The 23,861-nt window shown below is 46.2% G+C and carries 18 protein-coding genes; 10 read left to right on the top strand and 8 right to left on the bottom strand.

Annotated elements, in window-relative coordinates; genetic code table 11:
• The first annotated feature begins 13 nt into the window (after window positions 1-13).
• The 4 genes from AC1DCV_RS04495 (at window position 14) to AC1DCV_RS04480 (ending at window position 5,529) form a co-directional block, all read left to right on the top strand.
• Window positions 14-1,132 carry a phytase gene (locus AC1DCV_RS04495; protein WP_477022042.1) on the top strand — a complete coding sequence of 373 codons (1,119 nt, stop codon included), beginning with the start codon at window positions 14-16 and terminating at the stop codon, window positions 1,130-1,132.
• Window positions 1,133-1,142: 10 nt separating this feature from the next.
• Window positions 1,143-2,711, top strand: coding sequence for a purple acid phosphatase family protein (locus AC1DCV_RS04490; RefSeq protein ID WP_477022041.1), 1,569 nt, complete (start codon window positions 1,143-1,145; stop codon window positions 2,709-2,711).
• Window positions 2,698-4,557, top strand: a complete 1,860-nt coding sequence (locus tag AC1DCV_RS04485) for a cytochrome-c peroxidase (RefSeq protein ID WP_477022040.1) — start codon at window positions 2,698-2,700, stop codon at window positions 4,555-4,557. Before AC1DCV_RS04490 ends, AC1DCV_RS04485 begins: the two co-directional genes overlap by 14 nt.
• Window positions 4,558-4,677: 120 nt before the next feature.
• Window positions 4,678-5,529, top strand: a complete 852-nt coding sequence (locus AC1DCV_RS04480; protein WP_477022039.1) for an aldo/keto reductase — start codon at window positions 4,678-4,680, stop codon at window positions 5,527-5,529.
• Window positions 5,530-5,621: 92 nt separating this feature from the next.
• On the opposite strand, the gene AC1DCV_RS04475 is transcribed toward AC1DCV_RS04480, so the two are convergent.
• A complete protein-coding gene (locus tag AC1DCV_RS04475; RefSeq protein WP_477022038.1) occupies window positions 5,622-6,494 on the bottom strand; it encodes an SDR family oxidoreductase in 873 nt (290 codons plus the stop codon).
• A 107-nt stretch (window positions 6,495-6,601) separates the two neighbouring features.
• Here AC1DCV_RS04475 and AC1DCV_RS04470 point away from each other — a divergent pair, with 107 nt between their 5' ends.
• Window positions 6,602-6,985 carry a winged helix-turn-helix transcriptional regulator gene (locus AC1DCV_RS04470; protein WP_477022037.1) on the top strand — a complete coding sequence of 128 codons (384 nt, stop codon included), beginning with the start codon at window positions 6,602-6,604 and terminating at the stop codon, window positions 6,983-6,985.
• Window positions 6,986-6,992: 7 nt separating this feature from the next.
• Here the strand turns inward: AC1DCV_RS04470 and AC1DCV_RS04465 are convergent, their stop codons facing one another.
• Window positions 6,993-7,958, bottom strand: coding sequence for a hypothetical protein (locus AC1DCV_RS04465; RefSeq protein ID WP_477022036.1), 966 nt, complete (start codon window positions 7,956-7,958; stop codon window positions 6,993-6,995).
• 113 nt (window positions 7,959-8,071) lie between these two features.
• Here AC1DCV_RS04465 and AC1DCV_RS04460 point away from each other — a divergent pair, with 113 nt between their 5' ends.
• The 5 genes from AC1DCV_RS04460 (at window position 8,072) to AC1DCV_RS04440 (ending at window position 11,811) form a co-directional block, all read left to right on the top strand.
• Window positions 8,072-9,013 (top strand): helix-turn-helix transcriptional regulator, encoded by a 942-nt coding sequence (locus tag AC1DCV_RS04460; protein WP_477022035.1) that lies wholly within the window; start codon window positions 8,072-8,074, stop codon window positions 9,011-9,013.
• A 53-nt stretch (window positions 9,014-9,066) separates the two neighbouring features.
• Window positions 9,067-10,125 carry a winged helix DNA-binding domain-containing protein gene (locus AC1DCV_RS04455; protein WP_477022034.1) on the top strand — a complete coding sequence of 353 codons (1,059 nt, stop codon included), beginning with the start codon at window positions 9,067-9,069 and terminating at the stop codon, window positions 10,123-10,125.
• Between the two features lie 60 nt (window positions 10,126-10,185).
• Window positions 10,186-10,584 carry a cytidine deaminase family protein gene (locus AC1DCV_RS04450; protein WP_477022033.1) on the top strand — a complete coding sequence of 133 codons (399 nt, stop codon included), beginning with the start codon at window positions 10,186-10,188 and terminating at the stop codon, window positions 10,582-10,584.
• A gap of 62 nt (window positions 10,585-10,646) precedes the next feature.
• Window positions 10,647-11,447, top strand: coding sequence for a HipA family kinase (locus AC1DCV_RS04445; protein WP_477022032.1), 801 nt, complete (start codon window positions 10,647-10,649; stop codon window positions 11,445-11,447).
• Complete coding sequence (locus AC1DCV_RS04440) at window positions 11,425-11,811, top strand: DUF3037 domain-containing protein (RefSeq protein ID WP_441572006.1); 387 nt, start codon at window positions 11,425-11,427, stop codon at window positions 11,809-11,811. Before AC1DCV_RS04445 ends, AC1DCV_RS04440 begins: the two co-directional genes overlap by 23 nt.
• 78 nt (window positions 11,812-11,889) lie before the next feature.
• Here AC1DCV_RS04440 and AC1DCV_RS04435 read toward each other — a convergent pair whose 3' ends face one another.
• From AC1DCV_RS04435 to AC1DCV_RS04410, 6 genes are all read right to left on the bottom strand, one after another.
• Window positions 11,890-14,364, bottom strand: a complete 2,475-nt coding sequence (locus AC1DCV_RS04435) for a glycoside hydrolase family 95 protein (RefSeq protein WP_477022031.1) — start codon at window positions 14,362-14,364, stop codon at window positions 11,890-11,892.
• 284 nt (window positions 14,365-14,648) lie between these two features.
• Complete coding sequence (locus tag AC1DCV_RS04430) at window positions 14,649-17,030, bottom strand: ABC transporter permease (protein WP_477022030.1); 2,382 nt, start codon at window positions 17,028-17,030, stop codon at window positions 14,649-14,651.
• 220 nt (window positions 17,031-17,250) lie between these two features.
• The gene (locus AC1DCV_RS04425; RefSeq protein ID WP_477022029.1) at window positions 17,251-18,414 is read right to left on the bottom strand and encodes a metallophosphoesterase family protein; all 1,164 of its coding nucleotides are present in this window, start codon (window positions 18,412-18,414) and stop codon (window positions 17,251-17,253) included.
• A gap of 14 nt (window positions 18,415-18,428) precedes the next feature.
• A complete protein-coding gene (locus AC1DCV_RS04420; RefSeq protein WP_477022028.1) occupies window positions 18,429-19,415 on the bottom strand; it encodes a hypothetical protein in 987 nt (328 codons plus the stop codon).
• Window positions 19,416-19,480: 65 nt separating this feature from the next.
• Window positions 19,481-21,016, bottom strand: coding sequence for a hypothetical protein (locus tag AC1DCV_RS04415; protein WP_477022027.1), 1,536 nt, complete (start codon window positions 21,014-21,016; stop codon window positions 19,481-19,483).
• Between the two features lie 42 nt (window positions 21,017-21,058).
• Complete coding sequence (locus tag AC1DCV_RS04410; RefSeq protein WP_477022026.1) at window positions 21,059-23,824, bottom strand: TonB-dependent receptor; 2,766 nt, start codon at window positions 23,822-23,824, stop codon at window positions 21,059-21,061.
• Window positions 23,825-23,861 lie beyond the last annotated feature (37 nt).

The raw sequence follows: 23,861 nt of genomic DNA, 5'->3' as shown, positions 1-23,861 counted from the left end.
CGAACTAACACACATGACTAAACGCAATATATTATTACTCACAGCAGTCCCAGGACTGCTGTGTTTTCTTGCTTGTGCAAGACCAGCTGCCAAAGCAAACAACATCGGGAATACCAACGCCAACGCATCAACGAATACAGCATACACAGATACCACTAACGCTATTCAACCTGCTATCATTACCGAACACGTACAGTTCGACTCTGACGACCCGGCCATATGGGTAAATCCTGCCAATCCCGCTCAGAGCCTGGTAATCGGGACGGATAAATCAGCAGACGGCGCGCTCTACGTATTTGACCTGCAGGGTAAAATTAAGCAGGTAGTACATGGCCTGCAACGACCCAACAACGTAGACATTGCCTATGGCCTGCTGCTGAATGGAAAACGTGTAGACTATGCCGTTACCACCGAACGCATCACCCATAAGCTCCGTTTCTTTTCACTGCCCGATATGCAACCCATCGATGACGGCGGCATCCCTGTATTTGAAGGGGAAACAGAAAAACAATACCGCGACTTAATGGGCATCGCCGTATACACCAATAAAAGCGGTCAGCAATATGCCATCGTAGGACGCAAAACCGGTCCGCAGGATGGTACCTATTTATGGCAATACCTGCTCTCCGACAACGGTGCCGGTAAAGTAAAAGCTACACTGGTACGCAAGTTTGGCCACTACAGCGGCAAAAAAGAAATAGAATCTATTGCGGTAGATAACGAAGCAGGATACATCTACTATTCAGATGAACAATACGGTGTAAGACAATACTATGCAGCACCGGAAAAAGGAAATGAAGAACTATCCGTTTTCGGCACTACCGGATTTACGGAAGACCACGAAGGCATTTCTATCTATAAAACATCTTCCAGAAAAGGTTACCTGCTGGTATCTGACCAGGGAGCCAATAAATTCCATATCTTCAGCAGAGAAGGCACAAAGCATACCCTTCTTAAAGTGGTGAAAGTAAGTGCCGGTCACAGTGACGGCTCAGATGTAGTGAACATCCCGCTGAATGATACCTTCCGGCATGGTTTATTTGTAGTGATGAGTGATGACAGGACTTTCCATTATTACCGATGGGAAGATATTGCCGGTAAACAACTGGAATTCGCGCCAACAAAAAAATAATGCCCGCTATATGAAATCGATCGTCCTTGCTTCCATGCTACTATTGTCCGGCTATACCATGACACAGGCACAGGAAGCACCTGTTAAAAAAGTAACGTTTACACCTAAACTACTTCGTGGCCCCTATTTACAGGCAGCCAGCAGTGAAGGCATATTAATCCGGTGGCGCACTGATGCCTCTTCCAGAAGTCGTGTTAAATATGGCACCTCGCCGGATAAGCTGGATCAGCAAGCAGACGATGCCAGCCTGGTAACAGAGCATAAAGTACGTTTAACACACCTGCAACCCAACACCCGCTACTACTATTCCATTGGCGGCTACAAAGACCCGTTGCAGGGCGATGCCAACAACTACTTCGTGACCCTGCCAGTAGCCGGCAGCACAGAACTGTACCGTATTGCCGCCCTCGGCGACTGCGGCGACAACTCCGTGAACCAGCGACAGGTAAAAGAACAACTGGTAAAGTACCTGGGCAACAACTACCTCAACGCATGGATATTACTGGGAGATAACGCTTACCCCGATGGCACTGACGCGGAATACCAAAGCAAATTCTTTAACGTATACAAAGATGATTTGCTCAAAAAATATCCACTGTTCCCTGCCCCCGGCAATCATGATTATCATGATACCGATCTCTCTGAAAGACAGGCACAACTCACTCACCAGACCACTTATTACCAGAACTTCTCCATGCCTTCCGAAGGAGAATCCGGTGGCCTGCCTTCTCATACATCTTCTTTCTATTCCTTCGACCTGGGCAACATCCACTTTCTGTCGCTCGATAGCTATGGCAAAGAAGACAGTGCCTACCGCCTGTACGACACCACCGGCCCACAGGTGACCTGGATAAAGAAAGACCTCGCCGCCAATAAAAATAAAGGCTGGGTGATTGCTTTCTGGCACCATCCCCCATATACCATGGGCTCGCATAACTCTGATGAGGAAGATGAACTGGTACATATCCGGGAAAACTTTATACAGGTACTGGAACGTAATGGCGTAGACCTGGTGCTGAACGGACATAGCCACGACTACGAAAGATCCCGCATGATCAAAGGACATTATGGATTGGCCAACACTTTTGATCCGGCCAAACATAACGTCAGCAACTCTTCCGGACGATATGACGGTGGCAACAATGCAGCGCCTTACATCAAAGACAGTATCCGCAACACCGGTACCGTATACGTGGTGAGTGGTTCTGCCGGAAAGCTCGGCGGCAAACAAACCACCTTTCCACATAAGGCCATGTACTTTTCAGATGCAGACCATGGCGGCGCCAGCATGCTGGAAATCCAGGACAACCGCCTCGACCTGAAATGGATCTGCGCCGATGGTACTATCCGTGATCAGTTTACCATGATGAAAAATGTAAACCGCCAAACGGATATCCGCATTAAAAAAGGACAAACAGCTACCTTAACGGCGTCTTTTATTGGTGCCTATAAATGGAACAATCGTACTGATACCGGCAGAAGTATAACGGTGACGCCTACTGCAGCAGTAACCAAATACACAGTTACAGATGCGTTCAATAATGTAAAAGATACTTTCACCGTACATGTATCGAAATAAAATCAACTGGATCATCTGGCCACTGTTTGTGCTCACCGCTGTTTTCAGCGCCTGGGGATTTAAACAAACAGCAGATGACAACGGTGTTTTAAATACTGTCAACGTTTTCAGGGAAGGCGCCGCCGGTTTTGCGGCAGCCTCCCTGGAAATGGAACAGGCCATGCATAACCTGGATGCTGCCCAGCCGCGCAGTGTTACCCAGGCCAGAGATGCACTTAGAAAATGCCGGCTGCAATACAAACGAATAGAATTCTTTCTCGATTACTTCTTCTTCAGCTCCTCCCTCGTATATAATCGCCCTGCCAAAACAGAAATTGACGAACCTTACATGGAATACCAGGCCCCTGCCGGATTACAGCAGATGGCAGTATTGCTGTATGATAAAGATCCCGTTTCCCATAAAAAAACATTACTGGAAGAAGCTGCAGTGATCAGTGCTTCCGCCACAGATCTGCCAGCCCTCCTGTACCAGTTTCATACCACTGACAAAGCGATTATGGAAAGCATCCGTATCGAACTGGTACGGCTATACGCAAATGGTATCACCGGCTATGATGCACCGGAATTAAAAAGCGGTATCGCAGAAACGTGCCAGTCTTTGCAGACGATCCAATCAGTGCTACAGCCCTGGATCAGTACTTCTTCTCCCGAAAATATACCCGTAAAAAATTACCTTGCCCAGTGCATACAATACCTGCAGCAACACCCGGATTTTGATACATTCAACAGACTGGAATTTCTGTCCGCTTATGCACTGCCGCTGCAGGAGCAGCTGAGCAAACTGATTGTTGCATTGCAACTGGACCAGCATACGCGTAGCGCCCTGAACTACAACGCCAAAAACCTGTTCAGTAAAGATGCATTAAATCCGGCGGCCTTTCCCGATAGCAACCCCGCTACTGCTGCTATGAAAGCATTGGGGCAGCAACTGTTTTTTGAAAAAGCATTATCCGGAAATAATACCCGCAGTTGTGCCACCTGCCATCAGCCGGAAAAATATTTCAGCGATGGCCTAAAAACCAGCATCACTTTTGACGGCAAAAGCAACGTTCGTAGAAATGCCCCCAGTCTGTATTACGCTGGATTCCAGCATGCACAGTTCTGGGATGGCAGAGCCGGTAGCTTATCCAAACAGATTGCACAGGTCATTAGTAATCCCGAGGAGATGAATGGGATACATGCAGTGGTGATCAGCCGGCTCAGAGATAGTGTTCGTTACCAGCAGGCGTTTCATACCGCCTTTCCGGAGCCAACACTTACACCGTCACCTGATACCACCACTATTACAATGCAGCATCTCTCTGCTGCCATCGCGGCGTACCTTTATGCGCTCGCTCCTATGAGCAGTGCTATGGATGATTACTTCGCAGGGAATAAACAGGCAATGACACCTTCACAAATCAACGGTTTCAATTTATTCATGGGCAAGGCACAATGTGCTACCTGCCACTTCGCGCCACTGTTCAACGGACTTACGCCACCATTTTACCAGTTCACTGAATTTGAAAACTTGGGCATGACTGCCAGTGATGACCTGTTGCATCCACAGGCCGACAAAGACGCCGGCAGGTTTGAATTTTTCCCGATCGATTTTTATAAGCGCGCCTTTAAAACACCAACGGTTCGTAATAGTGCTATGACTGCTCCTTATATGCACAATGGTGCATTTAAAGACCTGGAAAAAGTGATGGAGTTTTATAATGCCGGTGGCGGCAATAGCCTCGGGATGGAAGATCCTTACCAGACTTTATCTCCAGCCAAACTGGGATTAACTCCGACGGAAATACAGGATGTTATTGCTTTCCTGCATGCCCTGACCGACCGCCCGGTTACCGTACATAATTAATGGCTGACGCCTTAATTATCCCCCAAAATCAATACTTTGATTTTTACAAGTCGTTCTTCTATTTTCACAATTTTTGGTGAATCATACCTACTTACCTTTGATCCATCAAAATTGAAAAACATGGAAACGACTCAAATATCTCCCGTACATACTTTTCGTTTAGGTGACGAATTCAATATTAACCGCGTAGGTTATGGTGCTATGCAGTTGGCTGGTCCCCGTGCTTTTGGTGAAGCAGCAGACCGCGCCAATTCCATCAGGGTATTGCAGCGGGTGGTGGCTTCAGGGGTTAACTTTATTGATACCGCCGCAGCCTATGGCCCGGAAACAAATGAACGCCTCATCGCAGATGCACTGCATCCTTATAAAAAAGACCTCCTGATCGCTACCAAAGGTGGCTTTCATCGCCCCAGTGCGGAACAGTGGATATCGGATGGATCACCCGCCTGGATCACTAAAAACATAGACGACAGCCTGAAAAACCTGAAGGTGGATCATATTGATCTTTGGCAACTGCATCGTATAGATCCGAAAGTGCCGGTAGAAGAAACACTGGCAGCGGTAGCCGCCGCTGTGAAAGCAGGTAAAGTCAAACATGTGGGACTGTCTGAAGTAAGTGTAGCACAGATTCAGCAAGCAGAAAAGGTATTGCCCATTGTATCTGTACAAAATCTCTATAACCTGGGCAACCGCCAATGGGAAGACGTACTGGATTATACCACACAAAAAGGTATTGCCTTTATTCCCTGGTACCCGCTGGCTGCGGCTCCGCAATCACTGGAAGCAAAGATCAGCAGCATAGCGGGCCGTTATAACGCCACCACCGCGCAGATTGCGCTGGCCTGGCTGCTGAAACGTGCCGCTAACATCCTGCTCATTCCAGGCACCAAGAGCATCGCTCACCTGGAAGAAAACATCAAAGCCGGAACAATTGAACTATCAGCAGAAGATTTCGCACTGCTGTCCGCATAAAAATAGCTTTTAGCCATTAGCTTTTAGCTTTTAGGAAATGCAGCGGAGATGAACATATTATAGTCTTCGCTGCATTTCCTAAAATCTAAAAGCTAATGGCTAAAAGCTCTCTTCAAATACGCCCGTAACGATTCTGGTTTCCTGCCCAATATTTTCGCCAGAGTACCATCCGAAGCATCAAATTCCCCCTGATCTATGGCTTGTCCAAAGGCCGCAAATATTTGACCATGTTCCGCAGGAACACCTGCTACTGCTAATTGTGCAGTATATTCGGCTACAGATGCCGCAGTATAAGTAATGGTTTTCCCGGACAGCTCACTTAATATCGCAGCTATGTCATCAAAGGAATATGATACGTCATCACCGAGTACGTATGACTTGTTTTCATGACCGCTTCCCAACATTAATTTTGCACCTGCTATTCCCATATCCTGGCGGGTAGCAAAAGCTACTTTTCCTTTGCCTGCCGGCAGATAGATTCCTGTCTCCAATACCTTTCCTCCCAGAAACATTGGCAGCATATCTGTATAAACACTATGTTTCAGAATGGTATAAGGTATGCCAGATGCTTTTAATAGTTGTTCTGTATGCAAATGTGCTGCTGCTACAAAAGCAATGGCGGAGCTACCATCTTCCGTTTTACGGTCAAAACTGGAATAAAATATATGTCCCACTTTAGCAGCGATAGCGGCTTTCACCACATTCTCATGCTGGGGAATACGCCCGGTCACATCATTACCGGATACGAAGTACAATTTGTCTGTTCCTTTAAAAGCAGCCAGCAGGGAGTTGTAGTCGTTATAATCCCCTTGCAGTACCGTTACCCCTGCTTCAGCTAAACCGGCTGCTTTGGAGGGATCCCTTGCTAATACAGCAATGTTTTCTGCAGCGGTATTTTTCAGTAATTCATCTACTACCGCCTTTCCAAGAGGGCCTGTTGCCCCTGTTACCAATATTTTACTCATATGATGATTCTGTTTTAATGCCTCAAAAGTACTTACCTTTGGTAACTGAAAATACCGCCTAACCTATAGGTTAGTACTAACCTGCAGGTTAGTTAAAATGAATCATCATGAGTACTTCAATAGCGAAAACAATACCCACCAGGGAAACCTGTACTGCCTCTTTAGCCGCCATGGGAGATGCACTCTATGCCATTGGTGGCAAATGGAAATTGAAAATTATTATTGCCTTACTGAATGGCAAACTCCGGTTCAATGAGCTACAGCGGCAGGTCACTGGCATTTCCGCCAAAGTATTGTCCAATGAGTTGAAAGAAATGGAGATGAATGGTTTTATTCAGAAGGTGCCTGTGGAGGATGCCAAACATGTGGCAGAATATGAACTGTGTGAATATAGCCACACACTGGGAGATGTGCTGAATGCCTTAACGGCCTGGGGTAAAATGCATAGGGCAAAAATTACAGGACGCACTGTGGAAACAGCCGCCCTGTAAAAAATAATTACTTCGTTAAACTTGCCTTTACAGGTAATTGCAGTTGATATCCCTTGCTGGCACCTTTATATACATATCTTTCTTCTGCTATGAAACCTGCTTTCTTCTTCCCTTTTACCAGGGCTTTCACTTCATCTGGTAACTGTTCTGTATCCGCAGCGTTGACAGTTCCTTTTAAAGTAATGAGGATATCTCTGAAATACTTTTTTTCACTTACGGGTGCGCTATAGGTACTTGTCCAGGAAGACAACTCTTCACCTTCCCCTCCACCTTCGGTTCTTTCAATACGATATGCTGCCATTACCTGCTGGTAGCCACCGTTCACACCTGCAATCAGGTAATAGTCTCCGTCATAGGGCCCACCGGCGCCGCCGTTGCTATGCTTTAATATAAAAGCATATTGGTCGGATCCTATCAGCAATGGTTTAGGAGTAGGGCAGGAAGAAAAAGCACCATATGCTTTGATGCCCGGCTGAAACATGCGCAGATTCCAACCCTGATCTGTTTGTACAAATTTTGCCAGGCCCAGTAAACCACCGGTAAAACGGGAAACAGTAGCGCCATCTTCGTCAAATTCAGAATGACTAAAGCTGATCACTTTATAGGCCAGCCCTGAAGAATCTTTGAAATCCATCACATCCAGTAAACGGGTAGCCACACCAACGCTATAGGGAAAGCTGCCCAGGCCATCTTCATTTACATCTTCATATTTTTTAGGCTTACAGGTTTTACATTCCCAGTTGATCATCTCATTCACATATTTACCATCCACTAACCGGTAATGCTTACCGGGAAACAATTGCAGCAGTGCACTTTGTGCATTGAAAGCTCCTGGCAGTAACAACGTACGGGTGGGCAACAGGAGGGTATCGCTGATATTTTTCTTTTTCAGGCCATCAGCCGGGACTTGTCCAAAGCAGGTCGCCATCAGGCCAGCCTGCATACATAACATAACAAACAAACGTTTTATCATATAGCGTATTTCTTTTCCGGGGTTTTACCGGCGGGAGCAAAGATAACCCTCGTTTGTTAAAAATTCATATCTGCGGAAAAGCTGTAAATTAGCTCCCTAACATATTGCCATCCATGAATCGTTTCGACAGACTAACCGCTATCCTCATTCAGCTGCAATCAAAAAAACTGGTACAAGCCCAGGAAGTAGCCGACCGTTTTGATGTAAGTCTGCGTACAGTATACCGCGACATCCGCTCCCTGGAACAAGCCGGTGTACCCATTCTCGGCGAAAAAGGACTGGGCTATTCCATTATGGAAGGATACCGTATTCCACCCGTTATGTTTACGGAAGAAGAAGTAGTGGCTTTCCTCATGGCAGAAAAAATACTGGAACAACATTCCGACCTGCATAACAGTCGTTTGTTCAAAGCCGCCATGTATAAAATAAAAGCAGTACTCCGCAACGCCTCCAAAAAGGTGATGGAAGAAATGGAAGAAAGTATTGACGTAAAAGAAAAAGTTTCTGAACATAACCACCTGATCAATGATAGTCTCCCCCGCATCATCAAGGCCGTGGGCGACAAATCAGTATTACGTATTCAATATGCTACAGAGCAGGGGGTCAACGAAAGAGACATCGAACCTATCGGCATTTACCATGAAAACGGTAGCTGGAATGCCATTGCATTTTGTACCACATCTAAAAAATATCATGCTTTCCGGACAGAACGGATGTTGTCAGTGAGCGATACCGGCAAAACCGCCCCGCGGAAACACATCACCCTAAGAGAATACCTGGCCAAACGCCCCCAGTCCACGGCAGGTTCATTCCCTGTGGTCATAGAAGTAGAAAATACGATGGCCCGCTACCTGGTAGAGCAGAAGTTCAACTATGGGTTTGCCGGCGAAAATCAGGGCCGCAAACGCACCAGAATGACCTTTCAGGCGCCCTGCATACAGGCGTTTTCCCGCTGGTACATCACTTTTGCGGACCAGGCTTCCATTATTGAGCCCGCCTCATTAAAAACCCTGGTAAAAGACCGTTTACAGGAAATGCTGCAAAAAGTTTCCTGATCCCGTTTCTCAACTGACATACTGTTGTCATAGCAGCCAGGTAATTTTGGGTTATGAACAGTCAGCAAATCGCACAACTACGGTTGCAGCAACAGCAAATAGTGGCTACCCACTTTACCCAACCCGCTGCATTGGTAAAATGGATGGGGTGTATGCAGGCACAGGATTATGCCGGGGCCAAATGGGCCATCGGCAACCGCGTGACAGGCAGCAGTGATGCCAGTATTGAAAAGGATTTTAACGAAGGTAAAATCCTCCGTACCCATATCCTGCGCCCTACCTGGCATTTTGTTTCACCGGAAGACATTGGCTGGATGCTGCAGCTGACAGCCCCCAAAGTAAAAGCTTTCAATAGAAACCTACATGCAAAGCTGGGGATCTCTGACAAAGACCTCAAACGCAGCAAAACCGTCATCACCAATGCCCTCGGTAACAAAACATTCCTCACCCGGAGTGCCCTCATCCCCTTGCTGGCAAAAGCAAAAATCAATACAGACGATATCCGCCTCGGCTTCCACCTCATGGATGCAGAACTTGAAGGCCTCATTTGCAGCGGCCCCCGGCAGGGTAAACAATTTACCTATGCCCTGCTATCCGACAGGGCGCCTGTCCAGCCCCCGATTGACCGTGACACGGCCATTGCACGGCTTACCCGGCTGTATTTCAGCAGCAGAGGCCCCGCTACAGTCAATGACTTCCAATGGTGGAGCGGATTAAATATGACGGATATCAAAAAAGGACTGCTGTTGAATAAGTCCCTGCTCACACATGTGGTCACTAACGGGCAAGCCTATTGGTTTTCTGCGGACACCACGCCCGCTGCCTCCCGCACCACTTCCGCCCTGCTCCTGCCCTCCTATGATGAATATGCAGTGGCCTATAAAGACCGGAGCGATATACTCAATCCCGCCCTGATCCTGCAAACGGGGCATGGCATCTTTAAACCGGTGGTGGTAGTCAACGGGCAGATAAGCGGGATCTGGAGCCGTAAAGAAACGCGGGATAAACTGGTGGTAGATACACAGCTATTGCGCAGCAATAAATCCGCCGATAAAGCTATCGCCGCGGCGGGAACGGCCTACGCCGCTTTCATGGGAAAAACATTGGCATAAGAAGTCCGTAGATTTGAAAAATACTACTTTTGGAGGAATGTAATGCTAATGTGAAGTCCTATGGATAATGTAAGCTTAAAACAAATCGCCCAAAAGTTTGCCGGCAGTAAACGTTTAAATGACTTTATTGAATATGGTGGTGTGGCCGCTGCTATTGAAACCATTGGTGGAAATATTTACACCGGCGTGAGCATCGACACTGCCTGTTCCATGGGGTTTTGTGCGGAACACAGTGCTGTAGCTGAAATGCTGAAGCATGGAGAAAGTCAGATAAAATCTTTAGTAGCCGTAGATGGAGAAGGTAATGCAGTTTCCCCTTGTGGAAGATGCAGAGAATTGATCAGTCAACTGTCGAAAGAAAATCTCAAGGCTACTATTGAAGTTAAAAACGGTATCATAGTTACTTTGGCAGAGATCTTACCTTACGATTGGAAAGAGGATTCGGGCAGAGCGTGGTGAATTTTGCTTTCTGCTTTCTCCTCAACAAAAACTAACTCCCAAAAAAGCCAGATATTTGTCAGATGATAGATGATATTCAACTTCAGCTAAGGAGGGTCAACGTAACCCGTTACGTAACGCCGTTGCGTGAAGGGGGCTCGCTGCCGGCAATTGCCGAAGCAGATGACGGGTTCCTCTATGCACTCAAGTTCCGTGGAGCCGGACAAGGTGTAAAGGCACTCATTGCAGAATTAATCGGCGATGAAATAGCCAGGGTATTGGGACTGAAAGTACCGGAACTGGTATTTGCCAACCTGGACGAAGCTTTTGGCCGCACCGAGCCGGACGAAGAAATACAGGATCTCCTGAAAAGAAGTGTAGGCCTCAATCTCGCCCTGCACTACCTCTCCGGTGCTACTACCTACGATCCTACTGTAAATACTATTGCGCCGGCGCTGGCGTCTCAGATTGTGTGGCTGGACTGTTTGCTCACCAACGTAGACCGCACCCCCCGCAACACCAATATGCTGATGTGGCGTAATGAGCTGTGGCTGATAGATGCCGGCGCCGCTCTTTACTTCCATCACTCCTGGCATAACTGGCAGGAACAGGCCCTGCGCCCGTTTGTACAGGTAAAAGATCATGTACTGTTGCCGCAGGCCAGCGAACTGGAAAGCACAGATGCCGCGTTTCGCTTACTGCTAACACCGGAGCGTATACGTGCCATTGTAAATATCATCCCCGATGAATGGCTGGTAGCAGATCATTCCGATGAAACGCCGGAAGAACGTCGCCAGGTATATTTTGAATTTTTAACAACGCGGATCAGCCACTCTGAAATTTTTGTAAAAGAAGCACAACATGCAAGACAAGCACTTATATGAATATGCCGTAATACGCGTGGTACCAAGTGTGGAACGGGAAGAATTTTTGAATGTTGGCGTGATCCTTTATTGTAAGCAGCAAAAATTTTTACAGGCCGTGTATACGCTGGACGAAGAACGACTACGTGCATTTTCGCCTACAACAGATATCAATACTATCAGGCCCTACCTCGAAGCTTTTGTAGAAATCAGCAAAGGTAGTAAAGCTGGAGGCCCTATCGCCAAACTGGATATGGCAGGGCGTTTCCGTTGGCTTACTGCCACGCGGAGCAGCATTATACAAACATCGAAAGTACATCCCGGTTTTTGTATCAGCGATGCAGAAGCAACGCTCATGCGACTGAAAGAGCAACTGGTAGATTAACAAAAATATAGTTGACATTAAAATGGCGCCGGACAAAATTTGTCCAGCGCCATTTTAAATTACATCGCGTCCATCTTTTTATTTATTGGTAAACGTATACGTTTTCCCTGCCTGTGTAGCCAGGTCATATTGTATCGTTTCTTTCAATGCCGTTATCTCCACTTTGGCGTTCGGATTAATTGCTGCCTTTTCCGTTTCCTCCGGTTGGAAGAATACATTCGGCTGTTGACCACTCACTGCTTTCAGTTGTCCGTTTTCCTTTAACGCATTCGGTACACGCAGGCGCAGGTTACCGCCCAGCGTAGACTGTATGGTAATTTTACTAAGCTGTCCATTTTCCCATATCATTTCTTTTATTTCAAAACCACCACGCGCACGCAATCCGCTCACACGCCCCTTCTTCCAGTCGTCCGGTAGCGCAGGCAGTAAGTGTACTGTGCCATCCTGACTTTGCAGCAGCATTTCGCAGATACCTGCCGTACAACCGAAATTACCATCTATCTGGAAAGGAGGATGCGCATCAAACAGGTTGGGATAAGTACCCCCTCCACTGTTTTCGCCTTTGTTTACACCTGCAGGTGTGAGCTGATCTTTAATCAGTTTCCAGGCATGGTTACCATCCAGCAAACGTGCCCAGAGATTCACTTTCCAGCCCATAGACCAACCGGTAGACACATCTCCCCGCTGGATAAGTGAAGTACGTGCTGCTGCAAATAATTCGGGCGTGCGATAAGGAGAAATCTGGTTGGCTGGATACAGTCCAAACAAATGCGACACGTGACGGTGTTTATCATTTGGATTGTCCAGGTCCTGCAGCCATTCCTGCAATTGACCATATTGACCTATCTGCATAGGTGGTAATCTTTTGCGGGCAGCTTTCATTTTTTCTACCAGTACTTTGTCAGTATTTAATAATTCAGCCGCATGAATAGCGTTGGAAAAAAGATCGAATACCAGTTGATTATCCATGGTAGCACCAGCAGCAATAGATACGCCGGGATATACTTTGGGATTGTTTTCCGGTGACATGGAAGGAGATACGACCAACCATTTATGCATGGGCTCTTCTACGAGGAAGTCGAGATAAAATTCTGCAGCACCTTTTAAAGCAGGATATACTGTGTGCAGGTATTTTTTGTCACCGTTGAAGGTATATTTTTCCCAGAGATGGCGACTTAACCATGCGCCTCCCATTGGCCACATCGCAGAATAGATCCCATCTACCGGGCCGGTTATACGCCATAGGTCCGTATTATGATGGGTTACCCATCCACCGGCGCCATACATCACTTTAGCCGTTTCGCGACCAGTTACAGATAATTCTTTCACCATCTGTACCAGCGGCTCATGCATTTCAGTAAGATTGGTTTCTTCTGCCGGCCAGTAATTCATTTCTGTATTGATGTTGATCGTATACTTGCTACCCCAGGGTGGACTCATGAGCGGATTCCAGATACCCTGCAGGTTGGCTGGTTGTCCGCCTGGCTGTGAGGCGGCAATGAGCAGGTATCTGCCAAACTGAAAATACAGTGCCACCAGTTGCGGATCGTTGCCATGTGCAAAATCACGCACGCGGATGTCGGTAGGATTCTTTACAGAGTCGGTACTGCCTAAATCCAGTTGTACGCGGTTGAAAAAATGCTGATAGGCAGCAATATGATCTTTCAGCATAGCGGCATAGTTCTTAGGCCATACCTTATTCATATAATCCGTGGTACGTTTGGCTTCATCGGCACTAATGTCCGCATAGTTCACGAAGTTGGTGGCGATAGAAACATATACGGTGACTGCATTAGCGCCGGTGATGCTGATAACATCGCCACTGCCGGCACTTGTGCCGCCTTCCGTTTTGAAACGTATCTGCGACTGGAACTTCACTTTGCCAGGCACACCATCTCTGTCGCCGCTGATACCAGACAATACCAGCTCATTATTGCCTTTTACTGTTACTGTTGATTTCTGCGGACTCTTCACCGATGCAGCGAAAGTGATGCTGCCGGGTTTATCGGCAGTGAGCCGGATAATGATCGCCTGATCAGGTATAGAAGCAAATACCTGCCGGGTGTATTTCACCCCGTTTACGCTGTAAAAAGTACTGGCTACTGCGGTTTCCAGGTTCAGCTCCCGGGAGTAACCGGTGTACTGATCATGACCGGGGAACTGCAGTTGCAGATCTCCTACAGGCTGATAACACATGCCGTTGATTTTCTCTGCCTGGATATTTTTTGCCGCCAGCTGACTGGCTTCTTTCATTTTACCATCAAAGATCAGCTGCCTGATTTCCGGTAAAGCCGCCAGTGCATGTGGATTATCATTGCGATTGGGGCTGCCACTCCATAGCGTATTTTCGTTTAGCCGCACCAGTTCCTCGCCGGGGTTGCCATATACCATGGCAGCCAATCGGCCATTACCTATTGGCAGTGCAGCCTCCCACACTTTACCTGATGGATGGTCGTACCATAGCTTCTGTTCCCGTTGCTGCGAAAACACCGGCACCGATGCCAGGAAGGTTACCACGTAAACGGCTATACTTTTTATTGCTTTTCTTTGCATGAATATTTTCATTAGGGGAATTAAATTACTCCGGTTGATTTTCTGCCAAAATACCAAATTAATTAGGTGTTTTTGATGATTTCCGGATTTTTGTTTTTTGATTTGAAAAGATGGAAAGATTAGCGAAGACTAACAATATGATGTTAATCTTCGCTAATCTTTTAACTCCAATAAAAACAATCATGAAATCATCAAAATCAGTATAATCCTATGCAAGACCCAAAACCGCGTCATTTACCCTCTGCCTCCAGCTCTTCAAAACCGTTTAAAATATTTTGGGCGTTTTACTCTGCCCGCATACTTTTCACAGGATCTGCCAGTGCAGCTTTTAATGCCTGGTAGCTGATAGTCCCAATGGCAATGATCAGCGCAATGATCCCGGCTACCGCAAATACCCACCAGCCAATGCTGATGCGATAAGCAAATACCTGCAACCATTTGTGCATAAAATACCAGGCTACCGGCGTAGCTATGATAAAGGAGATGAGGACCAGTTTCAGAAAATCGCGGGATAACAGGTTTACAATATCCGCCACGGAAGCCCCCATAACTTTGCGGATACCTATTTCGCGGGTACGCTGTATAGCGCTATAGGAAGCCAGTCCCAATAATCCCAGGCAGGAAATGATGATGGCCAGCAGTGCAAAGTTGAAAAAGAGCTTACCAAATCGTTCTTCCGTACGGTATTGCCGGTCGAAAAATTCATCCAGGAAAAAATAGCTGAACGGGCGGTCAGGCATCATCGTTCTCCATTTGCGTTCAATCGCTGCAAGGGTACCAGACAAATCACCCGGCGCTACGTTCACCGAAATCATATCACAGTCCTGCGGTTCAATACGCATGGTGAGTGGCTTGATATTTTCCTGCAGGGAACGGAAGTGGAAATCTTTTACCACCCCGATAATCACGCCTTGCCGGCCCCACTGCCGGAATCCTCTGCCCACCGCTTCTTCCGGTTTGGCATAGCCAAACAATTTGGCCGCCGCTTCATTGATCATCATGGCACTCGTGGTGTCTGTTCCAAAATCCCTTGAAAAACCACGACCTGCTACCACTTTAATATCATATTGTTTCAGGTAATCGTAATCTACATCGTACAGGTCCAGGTTAGCCACCTGCATATCGCCCTGTTTATTGACGATCTCTGAATAAGCACCATTCGTTTCTCCCCCGGGCACACCTGAGGCCATACTCACGGAATTTACTTTAGGTAATGCGGCAATGGCCTCTTTCAGCGCATTTTTAGCCGGGTCGCCATGCGTATCGATGACGAGCATCTGATTTTTACTAAAGCCCAGATCCTTGTTGTGCATATAATGCATTTGCAACGATACGATGATGGTACCGATGATCAGCGCGATAGAAATAGCAAACTGTGTTACCACCAGCCCTTTGCGGAGAAAAACACCTCTGGTGCCGGTAGCAAAACGTCCTTTTAACACGGAGGCCGGCTTAAAAGAAGAAAGCACCAGCGCAGGATAAATGCCCGCCAGCAAGCCAATCACAACAGCGGATACAAACAATATCAATACATACCAGCCATTGGCAAACAGACCAGTAGCAATGGTTTTACCTGCCAACAGGTTAAACGTTGGCAGCAATAACATAAATAATAATACCGTAAACACAAAAGCAATTAAACACAACATCACGCATTCACCGATAAACTGCCGGAGCAGCTCATATTTGGTAGCACCCACCACTTTACGGATGCCTATTTCTTTTGCCCGCTCTACCGACCGGGCCGTAGTCAGATTGATAAAATTAATACAGGCGATGAAGAGAATAAATATAGCTACGACAGAAAAAATATACACATTGGTAATGCTTCCCTTTTCATAAGCAGAATAAGCGCCGGAATACAAATAAATTTTTTCCAGCGGCTGCAGCTTCACGGTATAAAACATCTTTGCCTTCCTTCTCTCATTACCATTATGCTGTTCTATAAAATCCGGAAACTTTGCTTCCAATGATACTGGATTGACATTCGGTTTCAGGAGCAGGAACGTCACTGCACCAAAATTCCCCCAGGATTTATCTAAGTTCGGATTCAATTTCAACAACGAACTCATTGATACCAGCATATCTGCTTTGATCTGCGAATTCTCCGGCATATCTGCAATCACACCGGTAACGGTGCTGGGTATCATGTCTCCTGTCAGCAATACCGTTTGACCTATCGGATCCGCCTCCCCAAAATATTTCTTCACCGCAGAACTGCTTAACACCACACTATTCACGTTTTGCAGGGCAGTGGCGGGATCTCCTTTCAGTAACTTAAAATCAAATACCCGGAATATGGAAGAATCAGCAAACAAAGAACGTTCTTCCTGGAAGCTGACATTCCCTTTCTTCACCAGCAGATTTGCCTTGTTGAACCTTGCAAACGCTTCTACTTCCGGAAAATCATGCTGCATATTGGGTCCAAAAGGCCAGGGCGTAATACCTCCGTGGATTAATTCACTGGGTGTTTGCACATCACAGGTCACCCGATAAATACGATCCCCTTTGGAATGAAATTTATCATAGCTCCATTCAAAATGCACATACAGGAAAATGAAGAAACAGGCGGTAAGCCCTACTGTAAGACCTAATACGTTGATAGCAGAAAATACTTTGTTTCTCCAGAGATTGCGCCAGGCAATTTTGAGATAGTTTTTGAACATCAGTGATAGTTGATAAGATGATCCCGTTCACAAGTACCGGTGGATATGGGCGAAGAAAATGCCAGGGTGGAGGTGGCTTAAAATCAGGAGCTATCGAATGGTGGTTATTTTTAATTTGTTCGATTAGGGACGCTGGAGTGTTCGGAAATGGACAACGGGGGAGAAACAAAAAAGGAGGTATCATCATATGCGATACCTCCCCAAAAAAGTCGATGAGCTCCTACCCTTTCTTCTTCAAATCTATCGTCACCATACTCCCCCATTTCACCGGCGCAGCATTCCAGTACACCTCTCTCAGCGTCAGCTTCATCGTGGCAGGATCCAGGGCGGCAAACAGGAAAGTCAGTTTGGTTTCATCACCTGCTGACACCACTCCTTTCATCGGAGAGTCGGCACTGGCAGCGCTTAACGACACATCGTTATCCGGACCTGTCCAGGTATAGAATTTACTTTCATGTACATGTCCGTGCAGGTATGCACGGATATTGGTATGTTGCTTCAGGAAAGCAGCAAATGCACGCTGCTCAATCGCTCCGGCTGTGGCAGGTGAGGCACCATCTTTGAAATGTTCATCCAGTACGTTATCAAATTTATCGGTAGTGTTGATGCTGTGGTTACCGTTTGGATTGGTAAAATGATTGGATACAACGGCGGGTTGATCGTGTGCCACAATAATCACCGGTGTTTCGGTTTTTACGTTTTGAAGATCGGTATTCAGCCAAATTCTCACGGCAGAATCGGGCCACATCTGGATAAAGCAAAAATGCACACCGGCAATATCGCGGGAGTAGTTGATACGATCACCGTTATAATTATAAGTGAGTGCTGTTCTGAGCAGAGATGGCTTAAACATCAGGTTATAGATCTCTGCCATAGAGCTGGCATCTGTTAAGGGTTGCATTTTAGCGTAGTAGCCGATGGTGTTGGATACATCGTGATTACCAGGCACCATGAGGAAACCGGCAGGCTGATTATTTCTATTTTTCAGCGTGAGATTTTGCAGGTAGTCCGTTTTAAACTGTCCCCAGGAGATGGCTGCTGTTTGTACGCTGGCGCTTACTTCCATGCGGTTGGCAATATCTCCTGCTTCCATCACATAATCTACGCTGGCGATTTTTTTACCGGCATTTACCCCACCATCATCCGGTAAGGTCAGATCTGGTAAGGTATTCATTTTTGCAACCATGGCAGCATTTACCGTATGTGCGTCAACGTTAGCACCTCCCTGGAAGGCAGCACGGGTAATGCCATAATGCGCATCAGAGGTAAATACAAACTGTACAATGGCGGCTGGCTCTTCTTTCGTTGGTTCATCATCCTTTTTGCATCCGGACATTACTGCTACACTCAGCAAAGGAAGGAGGTATATTGCTTTTCTTTTCATAAAGCTGTTCATTTTTATTTTCTTTTATAAAATGAGATGGCTACTTTTTCGCCGGCATACTTCTTTGTTTCTGAGTCCGTGAAATATCCGCTGCCATCCAGGGCGAAGCAGATACCTTCTCCCTGCCGTTCGTTGCGGGCATAGGGAGCATCCTGTGGTTTACGTAACAGCGCGGCGGCGATGGTTTCGCCTGCCTGTCTTTTCCAGTACCAGATCTGCCCTGTATTACGCAATACTATTTCGCTGCCATCGGCGGAAATATCGCCGGAAGTGAGCAGATCAAAAGGCAGCTTATCCAGGGTTATCAATGTTGTTTTGGTGGTGGCAGACTGTGGATAACGGGCCACATACAGTGTACTCCTGCTGTTTTGTTTGGTGGCAATGTAAAGATCCTTCGTAAGTGGATCCAGCAATAGCGATTCTGCGTTCACCGGCCCCCCGGGGTATTGCAATTCTATTTTATCAATGGCGGTAATATTGATGACCGTAGCGGCATTGGCAGCCGACAAGTCGGGTTCCTGGAAACGGTAAATAAATACGCTGGGATAAGCGGAATTATTATCACCTATCTCTGCTACATAGATGTAGCTCTTGTCTTTCTCCGGCCCCGGCCCGGTGGCAATGTCTTCCCAGTCACGGTTAGAGCCCCCCTGCAATACCAGCTTGCCGGCATTTCTGCCATCGGCAGCGGTCACATATACTTCGTTGGAGTTGCCACTATCTTCATGCACATATAACAGTCCCGGATATACGTGACTGGGCGCTACGCCGGATAGTTCCTGGTAGTCTTGCCTTGCCGTAGCATTCACCTGCGGTGTTTCATTGAACAACATGCAGCGGTCCAGCAGGGAAAGGTCATAGGTGGCTGTTTTCACGGTATCCACCACTACCACAGTAGTATCCTTGCCAGGAGTGGTGACATCTCCCTTACCATCTTTTCCACAGGCGGCGGCAACTGTTATACATACGGATAAAAAAATAAAGCTGTAAGCACGATTCATTGTTGAAAAATTAAAATGAAAAAGGACGTGCAAAGACGTCCTTTTTCATATGCCAGGTATAGCGATTAATAAGTATGCTGATTGCCGGAGTTATCAGTAGGGAATGCACCAAGATCTTTATTAGGAGCGGTGATAGTAGCGCCGTAAATACCGCCGGTCTTTACAACTTTCATTGGGAAACCATATTGGTTCAGCAATGCAGCAGTAACTTTAGATGGAATAGCATTTTTGCCGGTACCTGCGGCATATACGCCTGCACCAATAGCCGGAGATCCTGTTTTCAGGTGAAAATCTGCGCCCGCAGGAATCTGGTATATGCGATAGTTTCTGTCTTTACTCATCGCAGCCATGTCGTAGTTCGCGAACATCGGATCATACTTCAACGAGTCTGCCTCAGGATTGGTACCGTTGTTAGTACCATCTGCAGCGATAGTGCCATTGATGTAACCGTTGATGTCATAAGACTGTTTCAGTGTAAACTGGTTAGGCTCAATAAACACCATGTATTGTTCTGCGCCGCCCATGGCCTTACCTCTGCCAATAGCAGTGAGGTTGTTGTTGTACAGGGTATTCAGGGTATCGCTTGGCTTACCTTTTTCTGAGTGGAAAGATATTCTCAGACCGGCTTTACAGTTTACGATGATGTTGTTGAAGATATAACCACCTGCGTTGGTTTCTGTATTGATAGAACCATTGCGGGTAGCTTTGGTCTGTCTGAAACCACAGTTTACGACGGTGTTGTTGTAGATATTCACCATGCAGCTTTTGCCGGTGGAGCCAGAGGTTTTTAGACCGTTGGTGGCGATACCGTAGGTCAGGTTATAAGCCATATCACCGATCACACCATCTTTGATGTTGGCAGACTCTCCACCAGTAGCACCCATTTTAGAAAAGGTGTTACGCATGATGCTCATGTATACGTTATTCGGACGGATACCATCATCTTTACTACCATAAAACCAGGAATCTTCTACGATGAGGGTACCCAGGGTAGTGGTTTTGCTGTTCATGTAAATAGTAAAGCGTGCATCACCGGGAGTTGCTCCATAATCAGGCGCATTAGCACCCCAGGCGCCGCCGGTATATTCGATATGTGACCAGCGGAGTAACAGCAGTTTGGCGTTACCACCACACTGGAAACCACCCCAGTAGCCTTTGAAAGCAGGATCATTACCGGCATCGTCTTTGAAGCTGGCATCAGACTTTTTAACGGTCTCCGTTTCTGCTACTGTAAACCAGTTCTGTGCATCTTTGGTTCCATCACTTACCAGCGTACCATTAACCAGGAAGGCAGGAGAAGTCGCCGGGCTTTTACCATCGCCATGGATCAACACTTTCACACCTGGCTGCAGGTAAAGGGTATCTCCTTCGTTGATCGTAACATCAGACATAATATGATAAGTCTTACCTGCCAGCATGGTTCCTTTTAACGGAATCGCATTGTTATTGGCATCCTTCTTTGGGAGAATGGTATCACTGATGGTTTGTCCAACAATCACCAGTGGTTTGGAGATGTCTACATGTTCATCACCTTTTTTGCAGGAGATTACAGACATGGCCACCATAGCAACCAGGCCGCTTTTTAAGCCGATCTTTTTCATAAGTTTCTGCTTGGAAATTTTGAAATATGTTATTGAAAAATGTTAAAGCACAAATCGCACACCCAGTTGATAATCCTGACCATAAGTATCTTTCTGTATCAGTGTTTCATTATTGCCCGACTTAGGCATAGGAACAGTGTTGGATGGTATTCCTTTGATATATAGCTCGTAAGGTGTGTTCAGTAAATTTTGTATTTTGGTAAATACAGAGAAATGCTTTCCAATCTTTTTCTCTGCAGAAAAATCAAACGTGTTCATATCTTTCTGCCAGTAGTCATATCCATAATAACGGGATACAACAGCAATGCGCTTACCGGTCAACTGCCAATTCAGTTGTATATCCAATCCAATTTTCTGGTTCTTATACAATAATGCAGCATTGGCCACATTTTCCGACTGCCCCTGTAATGGACGCTTCTGCAGCGGATATGACCTTACCCGGTTAAATGTGCGCAGCTTAGGCGCTTCTATGGTAGAATTAGTATAGGTATAGTTGGCGCGGATACCAAAGTTGCGGATGTATTTTTCGTACACCACCTCGAAGCCGAAGTTCGTAGCGTCGCCATAGTTATTAGGCTGATATACTGCCTGGCTCTGCACATCGGTAGATACAAATCCGTATTCAATAGGATTGGTCAGCTTCTTATAAAAAGCCCCGATCAATATCTGTTCATCCGGGCGGGGGAAATATTCATAGCGGAAATCAAAATTATCGGCAGTGGTATGTTTCAGATTCGGATTACCTTTTTCCACATACTCATCCCCATTGAAAGGATATGGAATCAGTTCAAAATAAGCTGGACGACTGATAGAACTAAAATAAGATAAGCGCAGATTGGTCTGGCTGTTCAGCATATACTTTAAATGCACGCTCGGCATGATATCACTATAGGTAATCGAACCCATTTTCCCTTCTGTACTTGAAGGGGCATCTGTATCATACTGTTGATCGGTATGCTCCATGCGTGCACCTACAATGGCTTCCAGTTTTTTTACGGTAAATTTCAGCATGGCATAACCGGCGGAAATATTTTCATCTGCACGATAGTTGTTACCATCTGCGGGCGATCCCGCCGGGTTGAGCACCGTCCAGTTAAAATGATAAATATCTGTCCACAACTGAAAACTCTGTCCTGCATCAGGTACTCTGTCCAGGTTATAAATCTGGTGAAAGTTATCCCGGTGTTTGGCCCGGTACATACCACCTGCAGAAAACTTAAAAGGAATAGTAGCCACCTTGCCACTATAGCTGGCATTCAGATAGCCGGCATAATCCCGGTCATTATTCTTCCACCATTCGCGGTTATACGCTGTTATTACATTTGGATGCAGGTAAGGTTCTTTGTTAGTGCCATCTGCATAAAATCCACCATCATATTCATACTCCGCCAGATCAGGAATACTACTGCTGGCCTTGGAATATACAGCAGACCAGTCCAGTTTCAAACGACCCGGCAACAAATCATGTTCTCCCTGTAAAGTCGTGCTGTTAATAGATTGCCGCTGATACCTGGATCGGTTCTGATACCATACCTGTCCCAGGCCAGGCCCCAGACGTGGAGGTGGTTGCAAGGTATCCATTCCTATTCTTGCCTGTGCTTCATCTAATATAGCGGTGAAAGAATAAACACTGATTTTATGATGATCATTAAACCGGTAATCTATTTTCGCATTTAATCCTGTTCTTTTCACCTCGGTAGAATAGTTACGCACATAGGCATGTTTGATATATATCACTCCATATGCATCCGTGATGTCCTGGTACTCATCTACCGGGTTATAAATACTATGATAGCCCTTATAAGTATGCTGATAAGAACCTCCCAACATCACACCCAACTTGTTGTTAAAAAAACGGTTACCAATAGATAAATTGGCAAAGCCATTGGGCGTAAAATTTTTCTTCGTAAAGTTTAAATTATCACGGGTAAAATCGCCTGGTTGCGCCAGGTACGAAGGGCCATGCGCTTCGTATGGAGATTGACGATTAATCGCACTTGTAGAGAAGTAATCGAATGGCCGGTCTATCAGTGTTTGGTTGTAACCTGCAGAAACACTACCATTCACGTAAAACTTATCCGGTGCATTCTTCATCACCATGTTCACGGTACCACCAATCGCATCACCTTCCATATTAGGTGTGAGTGTTTTATTTACTTCCACTCTTTCTACCAGGTCGGCAGGAAATAAATCCAATGGCACATACCTGTTTTTATTATCCGGACTAGGGATCTTCACACCATTGATCAGCGTATAGTTATATCGTTTGTCCATTCCACGGATAATGGCGTAACGGCCATCTCCGCTACCGCTTCTTTCCAGTGATACACCGGATACCCTTTGTAGTACATTGGCAATAGTAATATCCGGTGATAACTGTATATTTTTTGCAGAGATGATGTTCATCACATTACCTGCCAACTGCTCCGATTTTTTGGCCGAAGCGGCGGATTCGCCATCGCGTTTTCCATTCACGCTCACGGTGTTCAGGTCTTTCCTGTTGTTGTGCATCAACAACAAAATATTCGTTCGGCCATCTATATTCACCACGGTGTCCAGTGTATGATATCCCATATAGGTCACCCGCAAATGATAAGTGCCGGCTGCTATTTTATCAACGTTGAAAGTGCCGTCCAGTCTTGCTGCTCCACCCCTCTTTGATTCCTGTAAGCGCACCGTGGCGCCGGGTAATTGTTCCTTTGTTTGAGCATCGATAATTTTTCCTTTGAAGACAACTTCAGCCTGCTGACTGAAAACGGTTGATATGCAGCAAAAAAACAGAAAGAAGACGAGTATCGTTCTTATCATCCGGTAGAATTTGTGCAAAGGAAATTTTAATTTTTTT

This window comes from Chitinophaga sp. 10T418 (assembly GCF_056394125.1).
This window is presented reverse-complemented; position numbering and strand designations above follow the sequence as displayed.

Excerpts from the sequence above, each read along its gene's own strand:
- AC1DCV_RS04495 (WP_477022042.1), top strand. The coding sequence starts at position 14 with ATGACTAAACGCAATATATTATTACTCACAGCAGTCCCAGGACTGCTG.
- AC1DCV_RS04490 (WP_477022041.1), top strand. The coding sequence starts at position 1,143 with ATGAAATCGATCGTCCTTGCTTCCATGCTACTATTGTCCGGCTATACC.
- AC1DCV_RS04485 (WP_477022040.1), top strand. The coding sequence starts at position 2,698 with ATGTATCGAAATAAAATCAACTGGATCATCTGGCCACTGTTTGTGCTC.
- AC1DCV_RS04480 (WP_477022039.1), top strand. The coding sequence starts at position 4,678 with ATGGAAACGACTCAAATATCTCCCGTACATACTTTTCGTTTAGGTGAC.
- AC1DCV_RS04475 (WP_477022038.1), bottom strand. The coding sequence starts at position 6,494 with ATGAGTAAAATATTGGTAACAGGGGCAACAGGCCCTCTTGGAAAGGCG.
- AC1DCV_RS04470 (WP_477022037.1), top strand. The coding sequence starts at position 6,602 with ATGAGTACTTCAATAGCGAAAACAATACCCACCAGGGAAACCTGTACT.
- AC1DCV_RS04465 (WP_477022036.1), bottom strand. The coding sequence starts at position 7,958 with ATGATAAAACGTTTGTTTGTTATGTTATGTATGCAGGCTGGCCTGATG.
- AC1DCV_RS04460 (WP_477022035.1), top strand. The coding sequence starts at position 8,072 with ATGAATCGTTTCGACAGACTAACCGCTATCCTCATTCAGCTGCAATCA.
- AC1DCV_RS04455 (WP_477022034.1), top strand. The coding sequence starts at position 9,067 with ATGAACAGTCAGCAAATCGCACAACTACGGTTGCAGCAACAGCAAATA.
- AC1DCV_RS04450 (WP_477022033.1), top strand. The coding sequence starts at position 10,186 with ATGGATAATGTAAGCTTAAAACAAATCGCCCAAAAGTTTGCCGGCAGT.
- AC1DCV_RS04445 (WP_477022032.1), top strand. The coding sequence starts at position 10,647 with ATGATAGATGATATTCAACTTCAGCTAAGGAGGGTCAACGTAACCCGT.
- AC1DCV_RS04440 (WP_441572006.1), top strand. The coding sequence starts at position 11,425 with ATGCAAGACAAGCACTTATATGAATATGCCGTAATACGCGTGGTACCA.
- AC1DCV_RS04435 (WP_477022031.1), bottom strand. The coding sequence starts at position 14,364 with ATGCAAAGAAAAGCAATAAAAAGTATAGCCGTTTACGTGGTAACCTTC.
- AC1DCV_RS04430 (WP_477022030.1), bottom strand. The coding sequence starts at position 17,030 with ATGTTCAAAAACTATCTCAAAATTGCCTGGCGCAATCTCTGGAGAAAC.
- AC1DCV_RS04425 (WP_477022029.1), bottom strand. The coding sequence starts at position 18,414 with ATGAAAAGAAAAGCAATATACCTCCTTCCTTTGCTGAGTGTAGCAGTA.
- AC1DCV_RS04420 (WP_477022028.1), bottom strand. The coding sequence starts at position 19,415 with ATGAATCGTGCTTACAGCTTTATTTTTTTATCCGTATGTATAACAGTT.
- AC1DCV_RS04415 (WP_477022027.1), bottom strand. The coding sequence starts at position 21,016 with ATGAAAAAGATCGGCTTAAAAAGCGGCCTGGTTGCTATGGTGGCCATG.
- AC1DCV_RS04410 (WP_477022026.1), bottom strand. The coding sequence starts at position 23,824 with ATGATAAGAACGATACTCGTCTTCTTTCTGTTTTTTTGCTGCATATCA.